Source organism: Rhodanobacter sp. OK091 (genome assembly GCF_900142825.1).
Classification (GTDB): Bacteria; Pseudomonadota; Gammaproteobacteria; order Xanthomonadales; family Rhodanobacteraceae; genus Rhodanobacter.
This window is the reverse complement of record NZ_FRCH01000002.1, coordinates 824,269-849,910: the sequence shown is the minus strand read 5'-3', so window position 1 is coordinate 849,910 and position 25,642 is coordinate 824,269. Positions and strand designations below refer to the sequence as shown.

Below are 25,642 nucleotides of genomic sequence, written 5' to 3'. Positions count from 1 at the left end.
CCAGCGGCAGCGACAGGCGCCGGCTGATCAGTTTCCTCAACTGCAGAATGCTCTTCTCACGCAGGACAGCGGTGGCCGGCAGCGCGCCGTTGGCGTGGCTGTGGTGAGAGGTAATGCCCGTGGAATCGTTCATATCGGCTGTGTTCCGGTCGGTGTTCGTTTCACGTGACGACGGTTGTGATGACTTCGGATGGAAGAAACGCAGGCTGAGCTTTTCCAGACGGACGCAAACGGCGCCGTCCGCATCGCAGAGATCGATATCGAGTTGATGGATGTCGCCGCCGGCAGGTGTGCCTTCGGCATGGCGGACAAAGACCCACATCTCGGCCACGCATGGCGCAAACACCTTTACGGCATCGAGCGCGAACGGCAGGGCCAGCGCGATGCCGTCCTCGCCACGCGCCACGAGATGCAAGCCCAACGAGGCCTGCAAGGCGGCATCCAGCAGGCTGGGATGCAACACGTAGTCGTGCAGCGACGAAGCGACGGCGGCCGGCAGCGAGATCCTCGCCAGCACCTCACCCTCGCCCACCAACAGCTCATCCACGCCGCGGAAGGCCGGCCCGTATTGCAGACCCTTGCTGTCGAAGACCGCATAGCAACGCTCGTGGCCGACGTGGGCCACCACGCAGCGGGCGCGCAGTGCGGCGAGGTCATGACGGCCAGCCGCTTCCACCGGAGTCGCGTCCGGCGACGCGATGCCCTGGCTGTAGACGGCCCCGTCGTCGCCGCGCAGGGCGAAACCGAACGCGCCGTCCCGCTCCGGTGTCAGGGTGAGGCTGAGCGACAGTCCGCTTTCATCCGCGACTGCCGGCCGTACCCACGCGATCTGCCCCAGTCGAATGCGCGCCGACGTTGGCATCGCACCCTGCGCCGCTGCGCGCGCCATTTCCAGTTGCGCCACGCCCGGCAGCACGCGGCGTCCGTGCACGCGATGGTCGGCGAGGAAAAATTCCGCGCCGTCAAAATGGCTGCTGTGGCGTCGCGCCGTTGCGTCGGAGCTATCCCGATGCAGCATCGGGTGCCGGCGGACCGGCGGTGTGACGTGCGTATCCGTCCAGCGCGCCATCGCCTCCGGCTCGATCGCGACGAAGTGATCGGCCAGCGCGTCGATCGTCGGATGCTCGAAGAACAGAGTCGAGGAGACTCGCTCTTCGATGCCGATCTCTTCGAACGCAGCGCGCAAGGCGTTGGTCAGTTCCAACACCAGGATCGAGTCCATGCCGTAACGGTCCAACCCCTGCGCGGTGTCGATCTCGCCCACCGGCATCTTCAGGGCCTTGCCGACAAGCTTCGCCAGCCGCGCACGGCAGCGCTCGCGCAACGACGCCGCATCGGCGCTGGAGCGCAACGGTGCCGCGGCCGCTTCGACGGGACGCGATACCGCGGGAGTGTCCACGCGCGCATGCACACTCGCCGGCACGCTCGCCAACAGGGGCCGCTTCTGCAAACTCACGCCATCGCTCTCGGCCACGATCACCTGCTGGCCCAGGCCATGCGCCGGTTCGGCCCGGAAATGCACGTGGCGATAGCCTTCCTCGCGCAACACCGCATTCCATCGAGTCGGCGACAGGCTCGGGCAGCCCGGGATACGCAATGCTTCGTCCTGGTACAGCCACCATCCGTCGAGCAGGCCGAAGGTCAGGTGCGACCACAGTTCGCAGCTCGCCAGTTCGTTGAGCACCAGCAGGCCATTCGCGCCAAGCAGGGCCTTGGCATTGCGCAGGCTCTCGCGAATGTCCTTGGTGGCGTGCAGCACATTAGTGGCGATGGCGAGATCGTAAGTCCCCGCCTCGACGTCCTGCCCTTCCAGCGGGCTGCCGATATCGAGCAATCGATACGAGAGATACGGATAGTGCGGACCGTACTTGCCTTCGGCATGCAGCAGGAACGCGCGTGACAGATCGGTGTAGCAGTATTCCCCGATGTGCTCCGTATAGGGCGCGAGCCGCGCCATCACCCTTGCGCTGGTGCCGCCGGTGCCGGCACCGATCTCGGCGATGCGGATCCGCGCCGCCGGATCGCGCGCGATGCGCGCCGCGACGAAAGCGCATACAGCGTCGCACAGCACGTCGTTGAAGTGATCGGCAACCGCATTGCCTTGATACACGCCTTCGACCAGCCGCATGGAGGAGTCCGGGAACATCACCGCCGTGGCCTCGACGCGGCCCTGCAGAATCGCAGGCAGCGCGCGAAGCATCGTGTCCACCAGCGTTACCTGGGCCTGGCGTACGTGGCCCGTGCCTTGCCACGCTGTCTTGCGCTCGTTCCACGTCGCCCAGGCGTGATCGAGCGACGGCGCGGTGGCCCCAGGCGTTTCCGCGATCCAGCGCAGGCTGTGCTGCAGCCAGCGCGCATGCCGAGAAGCGACAAGCGCGGAATCCGTCAAGCCGAGCGCCTGCAATTCACCGCGCAGGATCGCCAGCGCAAGGCGGTCGATCTCCCTGCCCTCCGCCGCAAGCTGTGCGGCGTCGCCCGGGAACACTGGCGCGGCGCCCTGGGCCAGCGTCTGAGCCAGTGAGTCGAAACGGGCGGGAAGCAGGCGCACACGCGCGTCGCCGACCAGGTCGAACACGCCGCCGCGTACATCCTCACGCGTCGCCTTCAGGAAACCGAGTTGTGGCACCGGCGAACGCAGCAAGCGGTCGAGCGCCTGCATGCCTTCCGCAGGCTCGATCGAGCCGATGCCTTGCCGTGCCATGCGTTCGCGGTAGTCGTTCGAAGCGACCACGCCGACACTGCCCCAGTAGCCCCAGTTGATGACCTTCACCGGATACGGCAGGCACTTGGCCAGATGCAGGGCGTAAGCATCCTTGAAGGTGCAACCGGCCGCGTAGTTGCCCTGCCCCGCTGCGCGGACGAAGCCGGCCAGCGACGAGAAGAACAGCATGAAGTCCAGCGGCAAAGCGCCGAACACCTGACCGATCCGCACGCTGGCAACGACCTTGGCCGACAATCCCGCGCGCAGGCGTTCCTCATCCATCTGCGCGACGCTCTTGTCGAGCAGATCGATCGCCGCGTGCACCACGCCATGAATCGTTCCGTAGCGCGCGAGCACCTCTTCGCGGGCACGCTCCAGCGCCACACGGTCAGAGGCATCGGCGGCGATGTAGAGCGGCGCCGGACCGAGCGCGCCCAGCCGGTTCCGCGCCTGCGTGATGGCATCGTCTTCGGCCCGGCGCCCGAGCCACACGATCCGCGCGCGGTGCGAGCGAATCATGTGTTCGCTCCAGGCCTGGCCGATCCCGCCCGCACCGCCGACGACGATATAGACGCCGCCCTCGCGATACGGCAACGCGCCCTCGACCGAGGCCGCAGCCATGCGCGACAGCACCTGCCTGAACCACTGACCACCGCGCCATGCCAGCGTGGCGCCGCGATGCTCATCGAGCACGCGACACATCGTGTCGACTGGCCATGCGCCTTCGCGCGGCAGATCGAGCAGGCGCACGCGCCAATGGGCGAACTCCTTCGCCACTGCCCCGGCAAAACCATGCACGGCGGCATGCCGCGGCGCGACGGTGTCGGACCCGTGCACGGCCTGCGTCTGCACGGTGACGATAGTCCAGTCGAGCGCGCGCTGGTCGAAGCCAAGCGCAAGCAGCGCTTTGACAAGGCGGAACCCTGCAACAACGCCCCGCTCCTGCGCCACGATCAGCGACTCGTCGTCATCGGCCTTATCAGCATTAGCCTCATCGACATCGGCCTCATCGACATCAGCCAGCCAGACCAGCCGGCCGAAGGAGCCGGAGGCGCGCAAGCGGTACTCGATCGCCGCGATATTGGCCAGCGCGGGCCACTCGAGTGCCGTCGCATCCGGCAAGGCGGCGAGCAACGCGGCGCGTTGTTTCGGCGAACCGCCGACAATCAGGCTGCGTCCGCTCTGCGCGATAGGCGCGAGCTTCGGTTCGACCACCTGCCAGGTCGGCAGCAGCAGCCATTCGTGACCACTCGCGACGGGCTCCGCCACCTCAGCATGGCTCGGCACCGTGGCATCGGGCACCCAGTAGCGGCCCCGTGCGAACGGGTACGTGGGCAGGCTGATGCGGCGCGGCGTATGCGCCCCGTAGAGCCGGCGCCAGTCGAATGCCAGGCCCTGCACCCACGCCTCGAGCAGCGGCTCGACATCGCGGGCCTCGATCCAGGCATCGACGGTCCGCGCGTCGTGCACGGCATCCCGGCGTCCACGCGATGCCACGCCGCGGTGGATACGCCCTTCCTTCCCGTCGCCGGAGACCATCGAGCGCAAGCGGTCGCGCAACTCATCCATCGATCGCACTACCACTGCGAGCCGGGCCTCCATCGTTTCGCGCCCCAGCTGCAAGGTGTAGGCGAGATCGGCCAGGTCGACGTCGGTGCTCGTGACAAAATCCAGCAGCAGGCGAACCTGCTCGCGCAGCCGTTCCTCGTCGCGCGCCGAGAGAAGCACGGCCACCGGCCCTTCGCTCGATGCCCTGGCCGTCGCCGGCGCCAGGTATTCCTCCAGCACGACGTGAGCATTCACGCCGCCGAAGCCGAACGAACTGACGCCCGCGCGACGCGGCAGCACATGGCCGCGCGCATCACGCAACGGTGCCCACTCTCCTGCCTCGCGCACCACGTAGAACGGGCTGCCGTCGAGTTCGAGATAGGGATTGAGCCGGTCGCTGTGCAGGCTCTTCACCAGCGTGCGGTGCTTCATCTGCAACAGCACCTTGACCACGCCGGCAACGCCTGCGGCGAGTTCGAGGTGGCCGATATTGGTCTTCACGGAACCCAGCCCGCAGTACGGCGCGGCGAACGTCTCACCGCCGAACGCCGCCTTCAGGCCCTGCACTTCGATCGGATCGCCCAGCCGCGTGCCGGTGCCATGCGCTTCGATATAAGTCACTGTGCGCGGATCGATGCCTGCCTGCCGGTGCGCCTTGCGGATCACCTCGGCCTGCGCTGTGGGATTCGGCGCGGTCAGCGAATTGGCGTGGCCGCCGTGGTTTTCCGCAACGCCGCGCACCAGGCCGTAGATATGGTCGCCGTCGCGCTCGGCATCGGCGCGCTTCTTCAGCACCAGCATCGCCACACCTTCGCCGCGCACGTAGCCATTGGCGTCGGCCGAGAAAGTCTTGCAGCGGCCGTCCGCACTCAGCATGCCCGCCTTGCTGAAGCTGATGTGCGCCTCCGGCGTCACGATGGTATTCACGCCACCGACCACAGCCACCGACGCATCGCCCCGGCGGATGGCGGCGACGCCGCGCGCCAGCGCGATCAGCGAACTGGAACAGGCCGTTTCCACCGGCTCGCTCGGACCATGCCAATCGAACAGAAAGCTGATCCGGTTGGGTCCGACCGACGGCACGCCACCGGTCGAGGCATAGGCTTCGCCCCCCAGTCCCGCGCGGTCGACCAGCCGGCCGTAACCGGTGGCGCCAGTGCCGACGTAGATAGCCGTATCGCTGCCCGCCAGCGCGCTGCCGGCATAACCGGCATCTTCCAGCGCCTTCCACACATGGATCATCATCAGCCGCTGCTGCGGATCCATCAGCTCGGCTTCTTTCGGCGAGATGCCGAAGAACATCGGATCGAATTCATCGACACCGTCGATAAAGCCGCCCCAGATGATATGGGTCCGATGCGCTTCCCGGCCCGCATCGCCATGCAGGCTGCGCCAGTCCCAGCGCGCGGGCGGAATCTCGTCGATGCAGTCGCGGCCGTCGCGCAGGTTCTGCCAGAACGCATCGATGTCTGCCGCATGCGGGAAGCGGCCGCTGATGCCGACAATCGCAACGGGCTCGTCGGTGCTGCTCTCATCGGCGCTGCTCTCATCGGCGATGGGCTCATCGGCGGCCGGCGCGGGCGCCGGCGTATCTGCAGGCGAGGGCTCGCGCACCGGCACGATGGAAGGGCTAGCCACGACACCGGTCCGCACCGGCGGCGGCGCGAGCACCACGCCCTGCTCATCCACCAGGTGATCGACCAGACCGTCCAGCGTGGAATGTTCGAAGAACACCGTCGGCGTCAGCCGGAGCTGGTAACGCTGATTCAAGGCGTTGCCGAATTCGGTCAGCGACACCGAATCGAAGCCGTATTCGCTGAACGTCGTTTCGCCGTCGAGGTCTTCCGGCTTCACTTTGATCAGCGACGACACGAGGGTCGCCAGCGATTGCCACACCGCCTCGCGCGACGACGTCCCCCTGTCCGCGTCGTCCGTCGACACCCCAGGCCGTTCGACCGCCGCCTGTGAGGTCGCGCCCAGCACGGCCTCGCGGATGCGCTGTGCGTCGCCGGAGACCACCAGCCATTGGCTGGCGTCGCTAGCCCACGCATCACGCAAGGCCTGCAAGCCGTCTTCGGTGGACAGCGGATGCATGCCAAGCTGCTGGCTCATCATCGTCCGCGTGGCCGCGTCCACCTGCATGCCGCCCTCGGCCCATAGCGGCCAGTCGATCGACAGCGTGCGTCCACGGCGTTCGCCCCGAAGCACCCGCTCTGCGCGCTCGTGGACAAAGGCGTCCATGAACGCGTTCGCCGCCGCGTAGTCCGCCTGCCCCACGCTGCCGGTGACGGCGGCGATGGACGAGAAGCAGATAAAGGTGTCCAGGGCCATGTCGTGGCTGGCGCGGTCGAGGTTCAGCGTACCCGCCACCTTGGCGCGCAGCACCGCGTGCAATTCGTCGCGGGTCTTGGCAACCAGAAAGCTGTCACGCACCACACCGGCGCTGTGCACGATGCCGTCGAGGCTTTCGAATTCCTCCGGGATGCTGCGCACCAGCGCAGCAACCGCATCGGCGTCGGCAACGTCTACCGCGTGATAGCGCACCACGGCGCCCAGCGCTTCGAGCTGGCGCAGCTGTCCCTTGATGGTCTCGTCCATCGCCGAACGACCGGTCAGCACCAGTACCGGGTTGCGCACCTCGCGCGCGATCGCGCGGGCAAAGATCAGGCCCAGCCCGCCGGCACCGCCGGTGATCAGGTAGACACCATGCTGTTTCCATGGCGAGGCGGCCTGCGTTGCGGGCCGCGCCTCGACCCAATGACTCGCCTGCCGCTCGCCGCGCACATAGCGCACACGCTGCGCTTCGCCGTCGTCCTGCAACACCCGGACCAGATCCTGCCCCGCCTCCACCGCGATCAGCTGGCCGACCAGGCGCGGATGCTCCAGGCGCGCGGTGCGCAGCATGCCATCCAGTCCCGCCAGTGCCTGCCACTCGCCTTCACGCGGAACCACGACCTGGATCAAGTGCCGACCCGTCTGCGCGCTCAGCGCCTGCAGCTTCTCCAGCAAGGTCGCCGCGGCCGACTCGAACGACGCGGCAAGATCCGCTTCCGCCGGCGCGACAAGGCAGGTCGCCTGCGGGAAGCGCTCACGGATACGCGCCACATGCCCGTCTTCCAGGCCGCACAACAGAATGAAGTGCGAGGCGAAACCATCGCCCGATCGCTCGCTGGCGATGGCCGACCATGCGGACCGGAACAACAGCGTCTCGCTGGCGGCGGCGGGTGTCTCCGGCACGCTCGCGGACTCGACGCGCGACGGCAGCGGCGTCGTGCCCATCGGGAACCAGTGACGCTCGCCGGCAAAGGGATAGGTGGGCAGGCTGATGCGGCGCGGGTGTTCGCTGTCGCCGTGGAGGCGTTGCCAGTCGACGTGCAGTCCCTTCGTCCACAGGTCGAGCAGGCGGTCGTACTTGCCACGGGCGAACCAGGTCGCCAGCGTGCCTGCCATATCGTCGTCGCCCGCCAACGCGGCGAGCGCGCCGGCACCGCGCCGCACCTGGCCGAGGTACAGACCTTCAGCGGCCGTTTCGCCGGCGAGGTACGCCGCCAGTCGGACGCGCAGTTCGTCCAGCGAATGCACCAGCAGCGCGAGCCGTTCGTCCATGGCTTCGCGGCCGACCTGCAACGTGTAGGCGAGGTCCGCCAGTTCGATGTCTGGCGTCGCGAGGCAGGCAAGCAGTTCGCGCGCCCTTGCACGCAAGCGTTCCTCGTCGCGCGCAGAGAGCAGCACCATCGCCGGAGCGGCCGACGCGCGCGCCATGGCCGGCGACATGTATTCCTCGACTACCACATGGGCGTTCGCCCCGCCCGCGCCGAAGGACGAAATGCCAGCGATACGCGGCCGCTCGCGGCCATGGATCACCGGCCGCGGCCACGCCGCGAGTTCCTGCTGCACCACGAACGGCGTAGCCGCGAAATCGATATTCGGATTCAGCACTGCCGAATGCAGGCTGGGTGCGAGCTGCCGATGCTTGAGTTGCAGCAGCACCTTGGTCAGTCCGGCGATGCCTGCCGCGCTTTCGCAGTGGCCGATGTTCGATTTCGCAGAGCCGATCGCGCAGTAGCCCCGGTCCTGCGTCCAATGGCCAAAGGCTTTCGCCAGGCCGGCGATCTCGATCGGATCGCCCAGGCTGGTGCCCGTGCCATGCGCCTCGATATAGCTGACGTGCCGCGCATCGATGCCACCGGCGCGCAAGGCGCGCTCGACCACCTTCGCCTGCGCATTCGGATTCGGCACCGTATAGCCGTTGGTCTTGCCGCCGTGGTTGACCGCACTGGCCTTGATCACACCGTAGATGTGGTCGCCATCGGCCTTGGCTCGCGCCAACGGTTTCAACAACACCGCGCCCACGCCCTCGCCTGGCACATAGCCTTCGCCGCCTTCGCCGAAGCTTTCGCAGCGGCCCTTGGCCGAAATGAACTTGCCCTGGGCGAGCACAAGGTATTTGTTCGGATGCACCGACAGGTTGACGCCGCCGGCGATGGCCACGGCGCAGCCGCCGCGCGACAGGCTCTCGCAGGCCAGGTGGATCGCCGTCAACGACGACGAGCACATGGTGTCCAGCGCCAGGCTCGGGCCGTGGAAGTCGCAGAAATAGGAGATCCGATTGGCGATCGAGGCCGGGCTGCCCGGCGCGGCAACGAAACGGCCGTGCGCCTGCGCCTGCGCGCCGTAGAGCTGGTATTCCTCGTACATCACGCCGGCGAACACACCCACGTCGCCGTCCTCGGCCACGTTGTCGCGCGTATAGCCCGCGTCTTCCAGCGCGGCGTGCACGCATTCGAGGAACAGCCGCTCCTGCGGATCCATCAGCTCCGCTTCGCGCGGCGAGATATTGAAGAAGCGCGCATCGAAGCGGTCGATGCCGTCGATAAAGCCGCCCCATTTGCCGTAGGTCTTGCCCGGCGCGTTGCGATCCGCATCGAAGTACAGCGAGTGATCCCAGCGATCGCGCGGGATTTCGGTGATGCTGTCCTTGCCCTGGCTCAGGTTCGCCCAGAACTCTTCGAGGTTGCGGGCCTGCGGGTAACGGCCGGCGACACCGATGATGGCGATGCCGTCCTCGGGCGTGTCGGCCCGGGCGGCAAAGCGCGCGCGCAGACGGCTGGTGGCGACCGGTGCCGTCGGTGCAGACACCGCAACGGTGGACGCAGGCGCGGCGACACTTTCGCCGAGCAGCCCGGCGAGCGCCGCGCGATGGTGTTGCAGGAAATAATCCGCCAGCGCGGCGATCGTCTGGTATTCGAAGAACAGCGTCTTCGGCAGCGGGCCGAAGGCTTGCTCCAGCCGCGCGGTCAGGTCCAGCGTCATCACCGAATCGATGCCATAGGTCTCCAGCCGCGCCTCGGCGTCGATCCGCTGCGGCGGCAGCTTCAGCGTGGTTGACAGCAGGCGTACCAGGTGGCGCACGCTGCGTTCGCGCAGATCGTCCGCCGTCGCGTCGAGGCTTTCCGCTTGTCGTTCCGGCGCAGGCGCTCTGCGCTGTTCGATGCGATCCGGCGCGCGAGCCGCCACCATCGGCGCCACGCCCAGGACTTCCGCCCGCAGCCGTTCCGGGTCACCTGCCACGACGAGCACCTGCGGCGAATCCAGCGACCAGGCGCAGGCCAGGGCGTCGCAGCCGTCGGCTGTCGCCAGCGGCGTCATGCCCTTTTCCTGCCATAGGTGGCGCCGCGTGGCGGCATCGACCCGCATGCCGCCCTGCTCCCACAACGGCCAGTTCACCGACAGCGTGCGACCACGGCGTTGACCCTGCGCGACCAGCGTGTTGCGCTGGTGAGCGAAGGCATCCATGAACGCGTTCGCCGCCGCGTAGTCGGCCTGCCCCACGTTACCGATCGCGCCGGCGAGAGACGAGAACACGATAAAAGCGTCGAGGGCGAGCTCGCGGCTCGCCTCGTCCAGGTACAAAGTGCCGGCGACCTTCGCACGCAGCACGTCGCGCAGATCGTCACGCGTCTTGCGCAGAATGAAACCGTCGCGCAGCACACCTGCGCTGTGCACGATGCCATCCAGCCCATCGGCGTCGGCGATCTCGCGCACGCATGCCAGCACGGCTTCGCGATCGCCCACGTCGAGCGGGCGATAACGTGCCTGCGCACCAAGCGCAGCGAGTTCGTCGAGAGCGGCCTGCGTCGCGCCGTTCAATGGCGAACGGCCGGTCAACACCAGGATCGCACCCGGCGCTCGCCGCGCGATGTCGCGGGCGAAGATCAGGCCGAGGCCGCCGGCCCCACCGGTAATGAGGTAGGTGCCACCCGCCTTCCACGGCGACACCGCATCCAGCGCCGGCGCCGCTTCCACCCACGCCGCCACCTGGCGCACGCCATCCGCGTAGCGGATCGATACGGCGTCGTCGCCGCTGTTTTCCGCGAGCGTGCGCGCCACGTCCTGCCCCGCCTCGACGCAGATCACCTGCCCGCGGATACCCGGGTTCTCCAGCCGCGCCGTGCGCAGCATGCCTTCCAGTCCCGCCATAAGCTGGCCGGCGCCCCGCATGGGCACGACCACCTGCACCAGGCAAGGGCCGGGCTCGGTGGCCCATGCGCGGAGTATTTCGAGCAGCGCGGTGGCCGCCGCTTCGTAGGCCTGCACGAGATCGTCACCAATAGCGATGCTCGTCGCGTCGGCGAACGTCGTCGCCGTGCGCACCTGCTCCAGCTCCGACGGCGCGAGGCCGCAGAGCAGTACGGCATGTTTCGCTGCAATGCCTGCCGTGACACCGGAGACCTTCCGGACCTGCCATGCAGGCGTTGCCAGGAGAACCTGCGCTGTTTCGCTCACGGCGGACGCTGCCTGTCGCAGAACCAATCCGCCGAAGCGAACGCAGATCCTGCCTGCTTCGTCGCACAGGTCGATATCGAAGGTCCGTCGTGCCGCGTCGTGCTCAACACGCTGCTTCACCACGGCCCACATGCGCGCGGTACATGCGGCATGGATGTCCAGCGAGGCGAGCGTCGCGGGCAACCAGAGCGTGTCGCCCGCGGGCGACGCCAATCCGAGGGTGGCCTGGAGCGCCGCGTCCAGCAGGCTCGGATGCAAGGCATAACCTTCCAGACTTATGCCGGCCGGCAGTGCGATGCGGGCCAGGGCCTGCCCTGCTCCCACGAAAATCTCCGCCAATGCTCGCAGGGAAGGTCCATAGGCCAATCCCATGCGCTCGAAGGCCGAGTGGCATTGCGCCGCATCCAGCCGCAGCGCATCGCATGCCTGCCGCAAGCTATCGATGTCGTATGCCGCCAGCGTTTCGCCTGCCGCGACGAGCTCAACCGAACCTTCGGCGCACACCATGGCTTCGTCATGGAATATCTCGAAGCGGATCGCGCCATCGTCCTGCGGCAGCAAGCCGACGTGCACGTCCAACCCATCCGCATCGACCACCACCGGTCGCTGCCACGCCACGTCCACCAGCCTCAGTGGCTCGTCGCCATCCAGCGCCTCACGGACGGCCCGAACCACCATCTCCAGTTGCGCGACGCCGGGCAGCACGCAGCTGCCACGCACCACGTGATCGGCAAGAAAGGACTCGCGGCCCGTGAAGTGCGAGCTGAAGCGCTGCAGGGCGAACGTCGAGGTATTCCGGTGCAGCAGCGGATGTAGCGCCGCGGCGGGTAATGCGACCGACGGCGCCGTACCCAAAGGAAGCCAGTAGCGCTCACGGGCGAACGGATAGCTCGGCAGGCTGACGCGGCGCGCATGGCGGTCGCCATGCAGGCTGCGCCAGTCGAATGCCAGGCCCTTCGTCCACAGCGCGAGCAACTTGCCATGCTTGCCCTTGACCAGCCAGGCCCGCACCGTGCCGTCCATATCGGCATCGTCGGTCAGCTCAGCCAGGGCATCGCGATTGCGCTTGGCCTGGCCCTGGTACAACTCGTCGATAGCGGTCTCGCCGGTGAGCCAGGCCGCCAGCTTGTCGCGCAGTTCGTCCAGCGAATGCACCAGCAGCGCAAGACGTTCGTCCATCGCTTCGCGACCGACCTGCAGCGTGTACGCAAGATGGTGCAACGGAAGCGTCGGATTCGCCTCGATCGCTGCGAGCAACCGCTGCACCTGTTCGCGCAGCCGGTCCTCGTCGCGCGCCGACAGCGGCACGATCGCGGGGCCGCTTTCCTGCGCATTCGCAACCGTTTCGACGTATTCCTCGATCAGCACGTGGGCATTCGCACCGCCCGCACCGAAGGACGAGATACCAGCGATGCGGCTGCGTTCGCGGCCATCGATCACCGGCCGCGGCCATGCGGCCAGTTCCTGTTGCACTACGAACGGCGTGGTGTCGAAATCGATATTCGGATTCAACACGGCCGAATGAAGGCTCGGCGCCAATTGCCGATGCTTCAGTTGCAGCAGCACCTTGGTGACGCCGGCGATACCCGCCGCGCTCTCGCAATGACCGATGTTCGATTTTGCCGAACCGATCGCGCAGTAGCCCTTGTCCTGCGTCCAATGACCGAAGGCCTTCGACAAACCGGCGATCTCGATCGGATCGCCCAGGCTGGTGCCCGTGCCATGCGCTTCGATATAGCTGATATGACGGGCATCCACGCCGCCCTTGCGCAGGGCGCGCTCGATCACTTCCGCCTGCGCGTTGGGGTTCGGCACCGTGTAGCCGTTGGTCTTGCCGCCGTGGTTGACCGCGGTGGCGCGAATCACACCGTAGATGTGGTCGCCATCGGCCTGGGCCTGGGCCAGCGATTTCAACAGCACCGCCCCCACACCCTCGCCCGGCACGTAGCCTTCGCCGCCCTCGCCGAAGCTCTCGCAGCGGCCCTTGCCCGAGATAAAGCGACCCTGGGCCAGCATCAGGTATTTGTTCGGGTGGATCGACACGTTGACGCCGCCCGCCAACGCCACCGCGCAGTCGCCGCGCTGGATGCTCTGGCAAGCCAGATGGATTGCCGTCAATGACGACGAGCACATGGTGTCCAACGCCAGGCTCGGGCCGCGGAAGTTGCAGAAGTAAGAGACGCGATTGGCGATGGACGCCGGATGGCCCGACACCGCCAGGGGCTTGCCGCGCACCTGCTCCTGCGCACCGTAGAGCTGGTATTCCTCGTACATCACACCGGCGAACACGCCGACGTTGCCGCCCTCGGCCACGTTGTCGCGCGTGTAGCCCGCATCTTCCAGCGTCGCGTGCACGCATTCGAGGAACAGCCGCTCCTGCGGATCCATCAACTCCGCTTCGCGCGGCGAGATATTGAAGAACAAGGGATCGAAGCGGTCCACGCCGTCAAGGAAACCGCCCCACTTGCCGTAGGTCTTGCCCGGCGCGTTGCGATCCTCGTCGAAGTAAAGCGCGTGATCCCAGCGGTCGACGGGTATCTCGGTGATGCTGTCGACGCCCTGGCTCAGGTTCGCCCAGAAGGCTTCGAGATCGGCGGCCTGCGGATAGCGTCCGGCCACGCCGATGATGGCGATGGCACCGGCATCTTCGCCGCCTGCCCTGTCGGCGCGGCTGCGCATGTCGTAACGCGCCCGACTTGCCGGGTGCAAGGAGCTCGCCTTCTCGACCTTCGTTGCGACCGGCGACAACGCGACGGCGGCCACGCTTCGCCGTTCGCCGAGCAATGCCGCCAGCGCCTCGCGATGCTGCCGTGCGAAGTAGGCCGCCAGGTCCGCCAGGGTCTGGTATTCGAAGAACAGCGTCTTCGGCAGCGGGCCGAAGGTTTTCTCCAGCGAGCGCGTCAGGTCGAGCACCATCAGCGAGTCGATGCCGTAGGTCTCCATGCGCGCGCGGCGATCGATCCGCTGCAGGGGCAGCTTCAGTGCGGTCGACAGAAATCGTTCGAAGTGGCGCGTGGCGCGCTCCAGGAAACCGTCGTCATCCTCGGCCCTGCTCGCCATCGCGACGGCAGGCCCTGCTTCGGGAAGGATGTCGCTGGCGGGGGGCTCCAGCGCATGATCGATCGCTGCTGGAACAGGCGCGGAAACGCCCGGCTCCGCGCTGCGGAAGGTGAGCTTGCGGAAGCGCAAGCACGGCACGCCATCGTCGCCGCACAGATCGATGTCCACCTCACCGGTGACGTCGCCCTGCCGCACCACTGCCCACATCGCGTTCGCGCACGGCCCCAGCACGTCGAGCGCCGCCAGCGATACCGGCAGCATCAGCGGCGGCGTGTCGCCGCCTGCGCCGAGGTACAGGCCGATGGATGCCTGCAGGGCCGCATCGAGCATACCCGGTGGCCATGCATAGGCGCTCCCTTCGGTCCGCCAGGCTTCCGGCAATGCAAGCCTGGCGAGCGCTACGCCGTCACCGGCAAACAGTTCGACCAGGCCACGGAAGCCTTCGCCATAGCCCAGACCCATCGCGTCGAACACGGCATAGCACGTCGCGGCGTCGAAATGCCGCGACGCGCAGCGTGCGCGCAAGGCCACCATGTCATGGGCAACCGGAGCCGGCCCGCTGGCCATCGTGCTGACCGTACCGTGGCCGTAGACCAGACCCGTGTCATCGTCGGCATGAAGTTCATAAGCGACTTTGCCGCCGTCTTCCGGATACAGCGACAGGTGCAGTGCCACGCCCTCGTCGCCGGCGATCACGGGCCGCATCCATGCGACATCTTTCAGATGCAGCGTGGCGCCGGACTCCATCGCCGTGCCCACTGCGAAGCGGGCCATTTCCAACTGGGCAACTCCAGGCAACACCGCGCGGCCGCCGACGCGATGGTCGGCAAGCACGATCTCGTTCCCGCCGAAGCGGCTGCTGAAGCGCGGTCCTGCCAGCGTCGACGTATTGTTCTGTACGAGCGGATGCAGCACCGCCGCGCTTGCGCGTGACGCGCCCGCGTCCGGCGACACCCAGTACCGCTCCGTGGCGAACGGATACGTCGGCAGGCTGATGCGGCGCGGCGTGCGACCCGCGTGCAGGCGGCGCCAATCGATGGCATGGCCCTGCACCCACAGTCCCACCAGCGCATCCAGCCGGCCTTGCGCGATCCACTCCTGGATCGTGCCGTCCATGCCTTCGCCGGCGGCATCCCGTGGTTTGTCGGCCCTGCCGCGATGCGCTTCGCCGGTGCCATCCAGAAAGCGCGCCAGCTTGCCATGCAGGTCGTCCAGCGAGGTGGCGACGAAGCCGAGGCGCTCCGCCATCGGCTCGCGACCGGTCTGCAAGGTGTAGCCAAGATCGGCCAGCGCGACGGGCGTCGCGGGCGCTGCGACGAAGTCGGCGAGGCGTTGTACTTGTTCGTGCAAGCGCTCGCTATCGCGAGCGGACAGCAGCACGGCTACCGGACCGGTGGTGGTGACAACGTCCATCACGGGTGCGATGTACTCCTCCAGCACCACGTGCGCATTGACACCGCCGAAGCCGAACGAACTCACGCCCGCACGCCGCGGCACCGGACGGCCCTGCGCATCGCGCAGCGCCGTCCACTCGCGGGCGTCGGTCACCACATGGAACGGGCTGCCCGCCAGATCGATATAGGGATTGAGCACCTCGGCATGCAGGCTCTTCACCAGCGTGCGGTGCTTCATCTGCAACAGCACCTTCACCACGCCAGCAACACCCGCAGCGAGTTCGAGATGGCCGATATTGGTCTTCACCGAACCCAGCCCGCAGTGCGCGGCGGCGACACTGCTCTCGCCGGTCGCCACGTAAAGCTCGCGGAAGGCGGCCTTCAAGCCGTTCACTTCCACCGGATCGCCTAGCGGCGTGCCGGTGCCATGCGCCTCGATATAGGTCACCGTGCGCGGATCGATCCCGGCCACCTCGTGCGCGCGACGGATCACCGCCGCCTGCGCCGCGGGATTCGGCGCCGTGAGGGAGTTGGCGCGGCCGCCGTGGTTCTCCGCGGTGCCGCGCACCAGGCCGTAGATATGGTCACCGTCGCGCTCGGCGTCGGAGAGCTTTTTCAACACCAGCATCGCCACGCCTTCACTGCGCACGTAGCCATTGGCGTCGGCCGAGAAGGTCTTGCAGCGGGCATCCTCGCTGAGCATGCCGGCCCGCTCGAAGCTGATATGCAATTCGGGATTGACGATGGTGTTGACGCCGCCCGCAACGGCCATCGCGCAATCCCCGCGCTCGAGCGCGAGCACCGCGCGGCGCAGCGCGACCAGCGAGCTCGAACACGCGGTTTCCACCGGCTCGCTCGGCCCATGTACGCCGAGGAAGTAGCTCATCCGGTTGGGACCGACCGAGGCCACCGTGCCGGTTGACGAATACCCTTCAATCGCCGCACCGGCGCGGCTGGCAAGCGTGGCATAGCCACTGGGCATGGTGCCCACGTAGAGGCCAAGGTCGCTGCCCGCCAGCGCAGAGGCGGCATAGCCCGCGTCCTCCAGCGCCTTCCACACGTGGATCATCATCAGCCGCTGCTGCGGATCCATCAGCTCGGCTTCCTTCGGCGAGATGCCGAAGAACGCCGGATCGAACTCGTCCACGCCGTCGATAAAGCCGCCGCGCACGGCACGCGCCGCGTGCCCTGCCGGCGAGCGTTCGCCATGCCACGCCAGCCAGTCCGCCCGCGCGGGGGGCAACTCGCCGATGCAGTCGCGGCCCTCGGCCAGATTGCGCCAGAACGCGTCGATGTCCTCGGCCTGTGGAAAGCGGCCGCTGATGCCGACGATCGCCACCGGTTCCTTCGCCGTGGGCGACGGCGCGACTACTGCGGCGGCGAAACCGCGGCGAGTGCGTGCGCGGGTGGATGCAGGAATGGATTCGTCATTGGCCGCGTGTACCACCGAAGCCGGAACGGGCGCCGCTACGGCCGGCGCCGCGAAACGCGCAGCCAGCACATCGCGATGCTCGCGCTCCAGGTACCCGGCAAGGCCATCCAGCGTGGGGTACTCGAAGAAGAGCGTCGGCATCAGCTCAAGGCCGTACTGCCGGTTCAGCGCGTTGGCAAAGCCGGTCAGCGAGATCGAATCGAAACCGTATTCGCTGAGCGAGGTATCGCCGTCGAGGTCTTCCGGCTTCACCTTGATCAGCGACGAGACCATCGCCGTGAGCGCGCGCTTGAGCGGATCGCGTAGCGTTTGCGTGGAGGGAGCAGACGGATCGGCCGATGCCACCACCGAGCGCGATGCCGGTGTCGCTGCTATACGCGGCGCGCCGAGGAATACTTCGCGGATGCGCGCGGGCTCACCCTCGATCACCAGCACCTGGCTCAGGCCCGTCGCCAGCGCGCGGCGCAGCGCTTCCACGCCATTCGTTGTGCCCATCGCATGCATGCCCCACTGCCTCGCCAGCATGGCGCGGGTCGCCTCATCGGCGCGCATGCCACCCTCTGCCCACAGCGGCCAGTTCACCGACAACGTGCGGCCGTGGCGCTCGCCGCGCACCACGCGGTCGGCACGCTCCTGTGCGAACGCATCCATGAACGCGTTGGCCGCGGCGTAGTCCGCCTGCCCCACGTTGCCGGCCGCACCTGCGATCGACGAGAAGCAGACGAAACAGTCGAGGGGGATGTCGCGGGTAGCGTCATCGAGATTCAAGGTACCCGCCACCTTGGCGGCGAACACGTCACGCAGATGTTGCCGGGTCTTGCCCGCGAGGTAGCCGTCGCGCAGCACGCCCGCAGCATGGACGACGCCGTCGAGGCTTTCGAATTCCTCGGGAATGCCGCGCACCACGCCGGTCAACGCATCAACATCGGCGACGTCGATGACGTGATAGCGCACCACCGCACCGAGCGCCTCCAGGCGGCGGATCGTAGCCAGGATGCGCTCGTCAGGCGTCGATCGGCCAGTCAACACCAGCACCGGGTTGCGCACTTCGCGGGCGATCGCCTCGGCGAAGATCGAGCCGAGCCCGCCGGCGCCGCCGGTAACGAGATAGACGCCATGATCCTTCCATGGCGATACGGCTGCCGCAGGCGGGCATTCCGCCCAGCTCGCGACCTGGCGTTCGCCGCCGACGTAGCGCACGTGACGTGCGTCATCGTCGCGGTTTTCCAGCAGCGCCGCCGCCACGTCCTGTCCGGATTCCACCGCGACCAGCTGGCCGAGGATGCGCGGGTTTTCCAATGCAGCTGTGCGCAGCATGCCGAGCAGGCCGGCCATCGGTCGGTTGTCGCCCTCGGATGGCACCACCAGCTGCACGCGGTGCATGCCGGCTTGCGTCGTCAGCGACTGCAGTCGTTCGAGCAGCATGGCTGCCGCCGCTTCAAAACGCGCCGCCAAGCCGCCGTCCACGGAAGCAACGACCAGCGTTGCACCGGGCAGTCCGTGCATGGCGTTACCCATGTCGACGCCACAGGCCATCACGAGGTGACTCGCCAACGGTTCGCCGATAACGGCCTGCGCCGCCTTCACCGTCCATGCTTGTTCCAGCAGCAAGGTGCGGGGTGTGGCGGGCTCGCTGGCCTCGGCCGCCATCGCGCGCAGAGCGACTTCGGTAAGGCGCACGCAGACGGCGCCCAGCTCGTTGCAGAGGTCGATGTCGAGTCTCGGTACGGTCTGGCGTGCGCTGCTGCCGTTGCTGTAACGAACCACGGCCCATGCAACGTCCGCGCACGAACGCAACACGCGCAGGCCGCCGAGGGCGAACGGCACCTGCGGCACCGCCGCCGCGGACACGGGAAATTGCAAGCCCAACGTGGCCTGGAACGCGGCGTCGAGCAGACTGGGATGCAACTCGTAACCGTCGGCGGGCGCCGCTGTGGGCACGGCGATGCGTGCGAGCACGCGTCCTGCACCGGTGTGGAGTTCGCGTACGCCCTGGAAGGCAGGGCCGTAGTTCAGGCCCATGCGCGAGAACGCCGCGTAGCATTCCTCCGTCGTATGCGTCGAGGTGCACGACTGACGCAATGCGGCCAGGTCGTGACCCGCCACCGCTTCCGCGGCGTGTCCATCGAAAGCCGTGCCTTGCGCGTAGATGAGGCCTTCGTCGTCATCGCCGTGGATCTCGAAGCCGATGGCACCGTCCGCCTCCGGATACAGCGAGACATGCAGCGCGATGCCTTCGGAACCGGCGACGATCGGCCGCATCCATGACACGTTCTTCAGGCACGGCTCGAAGCCCGCACCGGCGACCTCGATGATTGCCCGTCGAGCCATCTCCAGCTGAGCGACCCCCGGCAGCATCCGCGTGCCACGCACTACGTGGTCGGCGAAGAAGAATTCATGGCCGCTGAAGCGGGCACTGAAGCGCGGCCCTTCGATATCCGAGGTGTTCCGCTGCAGCAGAGGATGCAGGTTGGTGCCGGCCGCGGCGGCCATGGCCGGCCGCACATCACCGGTCTGGATCCAGTAGCGCTCGCGGGCGAACGGATAGGTCGGCAGGCTGATGCGCCGCACTGGCGTGTCGCCGCGCAGGCGTCGCCAGTCGATCGCGAGGCCCTTCACCCACAGGTCCAGCAACTTGCCGAATTTGCCGCGGGCGATCCACGCATCGACGATGGCGTCCACGTCGTCATCGCCGGCGAAGGCCGACAAGGCTTCCTTGTTGCGGCGTACCTGTCCGCGGTAAACGCCGTCGATCGCCGTGTCCCCTGCGAGGTGGGCGGTGAGCTTCGCGCGCAGTTCGTCCAGCGAATGGACCAGCAGCGCGAGGCGTTCGTCCATCGCTTCGCGGCCGACCTGCAGCGTGTACGCCAGGTCGTGCAGCGGCAGCTCCGGATTCACTTCGATGGCGGCGAGCAGGCGTTCGGCCTGCTCGCGCAGGCGATCCTCGTGCCGGGCCGAGAACACCACCAGGGCCGGCCCCGTCGCTGTCGCCAGAACCGGCGCCGTGTATTCCTCGATCACCACGTGGGCGTTCGCACCGCCTGCGCCGAACGAGGAGATGCCTGCAATGCGCGGCCGTTCGTGGCCATCGATCACCGGCCGCGGCCATGCGGCCAGTTCCTGCTGCACCACGAACGGCGTGGTGTCGAAATCGATATTCGGATTCAACACGGCCGAATGCAGGCTCGGCGCCAACTGCCGATGCTTCAGTTGCAGCAGCACCTTGGTGATGCCGGCGATACCCGCCGCGCTCTCGCAATGACCGATGTTCGACTTCGCCGAACCGATCGCGCAGTAGCCCGTGTCCCGCGTCCAGTGGCGGAAGGCCTTGGCTAGCCCTGCGATCTCGATCGGATCGCCAAGACTGGTGCCCGTGCCGTGTGCCTCGATGTAACTGATCGCACGCGCATCGACACCACCCCGGCGCAACGCGCGCTCGACCACCCGCGCCTGCGCGTTGGGGTTCGGCACCGTGTAGCCGTTGGTCTTGCCGCCGTGGTTGACCGCAGTGGCGCGGATCACGCCGTAGATGTGGTCGCCATCGGCCTTCGCTTGTGCCAGTGACTTCAACAACACGGCACCGACGCCCTCACCCGGCACGTAGCCTTCGCCGCCCTCGCCGAAACTCTCGCAGCGGCCCTTGCCCGAGATAAAGCGACCCTGGGCCAGCATCAGGTATTTGTTCGGGTGGATCGAGACGTTGACGCCGCCCGCCAACGCCACCGCGCAGTCGCCACGCTGGATGCTCTGGCAAGCCAGATGGATCGCCGTCAATGACGACGAGCACATGGTGTCCAGCGCCAGGCTCGGGCCGTTGAAGTTGCAGAAGTAAGAGACGCGATTGGCCACCGACGCGGGGCTGTTGAACACCGCGAGGTTGTTGCCGCGGGCCTGCTCTTGCGCGCCGTAGAGCTGGTACTCCTCGTACATCACACCGGCGAACACGCCGACGTTGCCGTCTTCGGCCACGTTGTCGCGCGTGTAGCCCGCATCCTCCAGCGTCGCGTGCACGCATTCGAGGAATAGCCGCTCCTGCGGATCCATCAATTCCGCTTCGCGCGGGGAGATATTGAAGAACAAGGGATCGAAGCGGTCCACGCCGTCGATAAAGCCGCCCCACTTGCCGTAGGTCTTGCCCGGCGCGTCGCGGTCCGCGTCGTAGTAATCGCGGTAGTCCCAGCGTTCGGGCGGAATCTCGGTGATGCTGTCCTTGCCCTGGCTCAGGTTCGCCCAGAAGGCTTCGAGATCGGCGGCCTGCGGATAGCGCCCGGCCACGCCGATGATGGCGATCTCGCCGACGGTGTTCGCGGAAGCATCCGGCACCACCCTCGCCACGTCACCGCGCGTGCCCTGCTCCGTGCCGAAGCGAGGGCGGAGCGACGCCGGTGCCTGCACAGGTTCGGCGGCATGCCGCGGCGCGACTGTTACCGCAGCGTCCTGCGCGTTCTCGCCCAGCACTTCGCTCAGGCGGTCACGATGCTCGTCGAGGAAATGTCCGGCGACGTCGGCGATGGTCTGGTATTCGAACAGCAAGGTCTTGGACAGCGGCCCGAACACCTGTTCCAGCGAACGGGTCAGTTCCATCACCAGGATCGAATCGATGCCGTAGGCTTCCAGCCGCGCCTTCGCGTCGATGCTCTCGGCCGGCCGCTTGAGCGTGCCGGCCAGCAGGCGGACGAAATAGCGCACGGCCTTGTCGCGCAGCTCGTCGGAAAGCGTGCCTGCCGAGCCCGCGGTTGCCGACGGTGCGGCCGGCACATGCGTGAGCCCGGCCATGAAGCGCGCGATCGCTCCCTCGGCAACCAGCACCTGCGGCACGTCCAGCGCAAGCGCCTGCTCCAGTGCGGCGAGACCGCTGACGGTGCGCAGCGGTACCAGGCCGGTCTGCGCGATCATCTCCGCGCGGGTCGCTTCATCAACCCGCATGCCACCCTCTGCCCACAGCGGCCAGTCCACCGACAGCGTGCGGCCCCGGCGCAGGCCCTGGGCGACACGTTCCACCCGCTGGCGGGCGAAGACATCCATAAAGGCGTTGGCCGCTGCGTAGTCGGCCTGTCCCACATTGCCGAGCGCGCCGGAAGTCGAGGCGAAGCAGATAAAAACGTCGAGATCCAGGTCGCGGCTGGCCGCGTCGAGGTGCAGCGTGCCCGCGACTTTCGCACGCAGCACCTCGCGCAGTTCGTCGCGCGTCTTGCGCACGAGCAGGCTGTCGCGCAGGACGCCCGCCGCATGGACGATGCCGTGCAAGCCGCCGGCCGTCGCGGCGAGTTGGCGAACAAGGCGGTTCACCGCCGCGCCGTCACCCATATCGAGCTGGCGATAGCGCACCGTGGCGCCTGCCGCCACGATGTCGGCGAAGCTGGCTTCCAACGCATCCGTCGATGGCGAACGCCCGGTGAGCACCAGCGTGGCGCCCTTTGCTTCAGCGGCGATCCGGCGCGCGAGGATGCGCCCCAGGCCGCCAGCGCCACCGGTGATGAGATAAGTGCCACCGGCCTTCCAAGGCGAGCTTGTGGTGGATGGCGGCGTGGCTTCCGTCCAATGCCCCTCCTGTCGCACGCCGCCCACGTAGCGAATGCGCGAAGCGAGGCTGTCACGGTTCTCGATGATGGCCTGAGCGATGTCCTGCCCCGCCTCGAGCTCGATCACCTGGCCAACGACGCGCGGGTTCTCGCGCTGTGCGGTAAGCAGCAGGCCACCGAGGCCACCCATGAGCCGCCCATCGCTCGTTTGCGGCACGACGATCTGAATCAGGTGCCGCCCGGGCTGCCGGACCATGGCCTGGATATTTTCCAGCAGCAGCGCGGCTGCCGATTCGTAGCGCCGCGCCGTATCGTCGTCATCGTCGATGTCGATGCAGGTCACGCCATGCAGGCGCAGCTGTAGGTCGGCCGACGGCGCACCGGCGCAAAGCATGACCATGTGTTGCGCATGGCCACCTGCCCCGATCATCGCGGACCGCGCATGCCACGCGGGCACGAGCAACGCCGTTCGCGTTGTCTCCTCGTGCGCCGGATTCACCGTGCGCAGGCAGAAGCCGCCAAGACGTGCGCATACGGCGCCGGCGTCGCTGCACAGGTCGATCTCGAACCGGTTCAGCGCATCGCCCGGGCTATGACCGGGTTCGCGGCGAATCACCGCCCACAGGTCGGCGTTGCATGGCGCCATGATTTCCAGCGATGCGAGCGCGAACGGAAGCGCGAGCCCGGCATCGGGGTCTTGCTCCACGAGACAGGCGATGGCCGCTTGCAGCGCCGCGTCGAGTACGCTGGGGTGCAAACTGTAATCGCCTTGCGACGACTTCGACGTCTCGGGAAGGACGATGCGCGCCAGCGCTTCCGCTTCACCGACGAAAAATTCGCCCAGCGAGCGATGCGCGGGTCCGTAGGCGAGACCCATGCGCTCGAACAACGCGTAGTACGCGTTCGCATCGCGACGAGGACGGCCGCAGTGCGCGCGTATCGACGTGAGGTCATGGGTGACGGCGTCCGGGTCGGATGCCCGCTTCACCACCACGCCTTGGCTATAGACGGTACCGTCGTCGATATCGTCGTAGATCTCGAAAGCGAAGCGTCCCTCTCCTTCGGGAAACAGCGCAACGTGGCATTCCCTGGGCTCGTCTCCCGTCACGAAGGGACGCAGCCACACGACGTTCTCCACGCGACAACTGCCTGCGGTGGCGAATGCGAGCTCCGCCGCGCAGCGGACCATCTCCAACTGGGCCGCGGCCGGCAGGGTACGCCGCGCGAGCACGACGTGGTCGGCGAGAAAGCTCTCGCGCCCCGTGAAGCGGCTGGTGAAGCGAAGCCCCGCGACGTTTGAGGTGTTGCTGTGCAGGAGCGGATGGATTGCCGCCTGCGCGCCGGGCGCGGCCTTCATCTCGATCCAGTGCTTTTCCCTGACGAACGGATAGGTCGGCAAGGCCAGGCGCCGGCGTGAGCCGGACACGTGCAGAGCGGCCCAGTCGAAGGCCTGGCCGTGCACCCAGCGCTGCGCCGTCGCCATGAGATCAACATCGGGCGACACCGGCGGCACGTCGGCGGCCGATGCCATCATCTCGGCCGTGAGCTCGCCGATGAAGACGCTTCCGTCGTTCGTATCATCGGCAAGCCACCGCTCCAGCCGCTCGCACAGCGTCGCCACCGTATCGACCACCGTGGCCAGGCGCGCCGCCATCGCCTGCCGCCCTACCTGGAGCGTGTACGCCAGGTCGGCCAAGTCCTTCTCGCCGATGTCGCCGGAAGCGAGCGCATCGAACAGCTGTCGCACGCGCTCGCGCAACACCGACGCGGTTTTCGCGGAAAGCACGATGCACGCGGGCGTGCGCGACAATGGCGCCGCGTCGGCCGGCGCATTGCCGCCGAGGTACTCCTCGACCACGACGTGCGAATTCACACCGCCAAAGCCGAAGGAACTGATGCCTGCCCGGCGCGGGATCGGCTGGCCATCTTCCGTGATGCGGGTCGCCCAGGGCTGGGCTTCGTCGACGATGAAGAACGGACTCCCGTCCAGCGCGATGCGCGGATTGAGCTTGCGATAGTGCACCAGGGGCGGCAACACCCCGTGCCGCATGCACAGGATGGTCTTGATCAGGCCGGCCATCCCCGCTACTGCTTCGAGGTGGCCGACGTTGGTCTTGACACTGCCGATGCCGCAGGTGCGCTCGTCCAGCACCTCGCCGCGCTCGGCAGCGACGCGGGCGAAAGCCATCTTCAGCCCTTCGATCTCGATCGGATCGCCCTTGGGCGTGCCGGTACCGTGCGCCTCCACGTAGCTCACCGTGCCCACCGGCACGGCGGCTTCGCGCAGGGCTTGCGCGATAACGTTCGACTGCGCGAGCGAACTCGGATAGGTGACCGTGCGTGCGTGGCCGCCGTGGTTCATGGCCGAGCCGCGCAGTACAGCCAGGATCCGGTCGTTGTCGGCGATGGCCTTCGCCAGTGGCTTGAGCAGCACCATGGCCGCGCCTTCGCCGCGCACATAACCGTTCGCACGCTCGTCGAAGGTCTTGCAGCTGCCGTCCGGCGAGAGCATGCCGGTCTTGGAGAACGAGATGAAATGCGTGGGGCTGCATAGAACGCTCACCCCGCCCACCAGCGCCTGCTCGCATTCGCCGCGGCGGATGGCGTGGGCAGCCTTGTGCAGCGCCACCAGCGAACTCGAACACGCAGTGTCAACCGGCAGGCTGGGGCCGTGCAGATTGAGGAAATAGGAGATGCGATTGGGGATCAGCGCGGTGTGCGTGCCGGTCGCGACGTGAGCCTCGATGGCGTCGAGCGCGTCGCCCAGGTGATCGCGATAGTCGAAGGTGAAGACACCGATATAGACGCCGGTACGGGTACCGCTGAATCCGCACGGGTCGTAGCCGGCATCCTCCAGGCAATGCCATGCCTGCTCGAGCATGATGCGCTGCTGCGGGTCCATCACCGCCGCTTCGCGCGCTGACACGCCGAAGAAGTCGGCGTCGAAGTACTCCACGCCGTCGATAAAGCCGCCCCATTTGCTGGTCGACTTGTTCGGCTCGCTCACGTCGGCTGCATAGAACGCGGCCCCGTCCCAGCGGCTCGCCGGCACCTCGCTCACACTGGAGCGTCCCTCACTAAGGTTGCGCCAGTACTGCTGGTAGTTTTCGGCGCCCGGAAGGCGGCACGACATGCCGACGATGGCGATGTCCTCGCGTGCGGGAGACGGCTGGCTTTGCGGGATCTGACCGACGTTCAT

Annotated in this window: 1 protein-coding gene (cut by a window edge); it reads right to left on the bottom strand. The window is 67.4% G+C overall.

Annotated elements, in window-relative coordinates; all coding sequences use genetic code 11:
* A protein-coding gene (locus tag BUA26_RS20155; RefSeq protein ID WP_072761266.1) for a non-ribosomal peptide synthetase crosses the window boundary here: on the bottom strand, positions 1-25,642 show its 5' portion. 6,461 nt of this gene lie to the left of the window's left edge; only the first 25,642 of its 32,103 coding nucleotides appear in the window; the start codon lies at positions 25,640-25,642; the stop codon falls past the left edge of the window.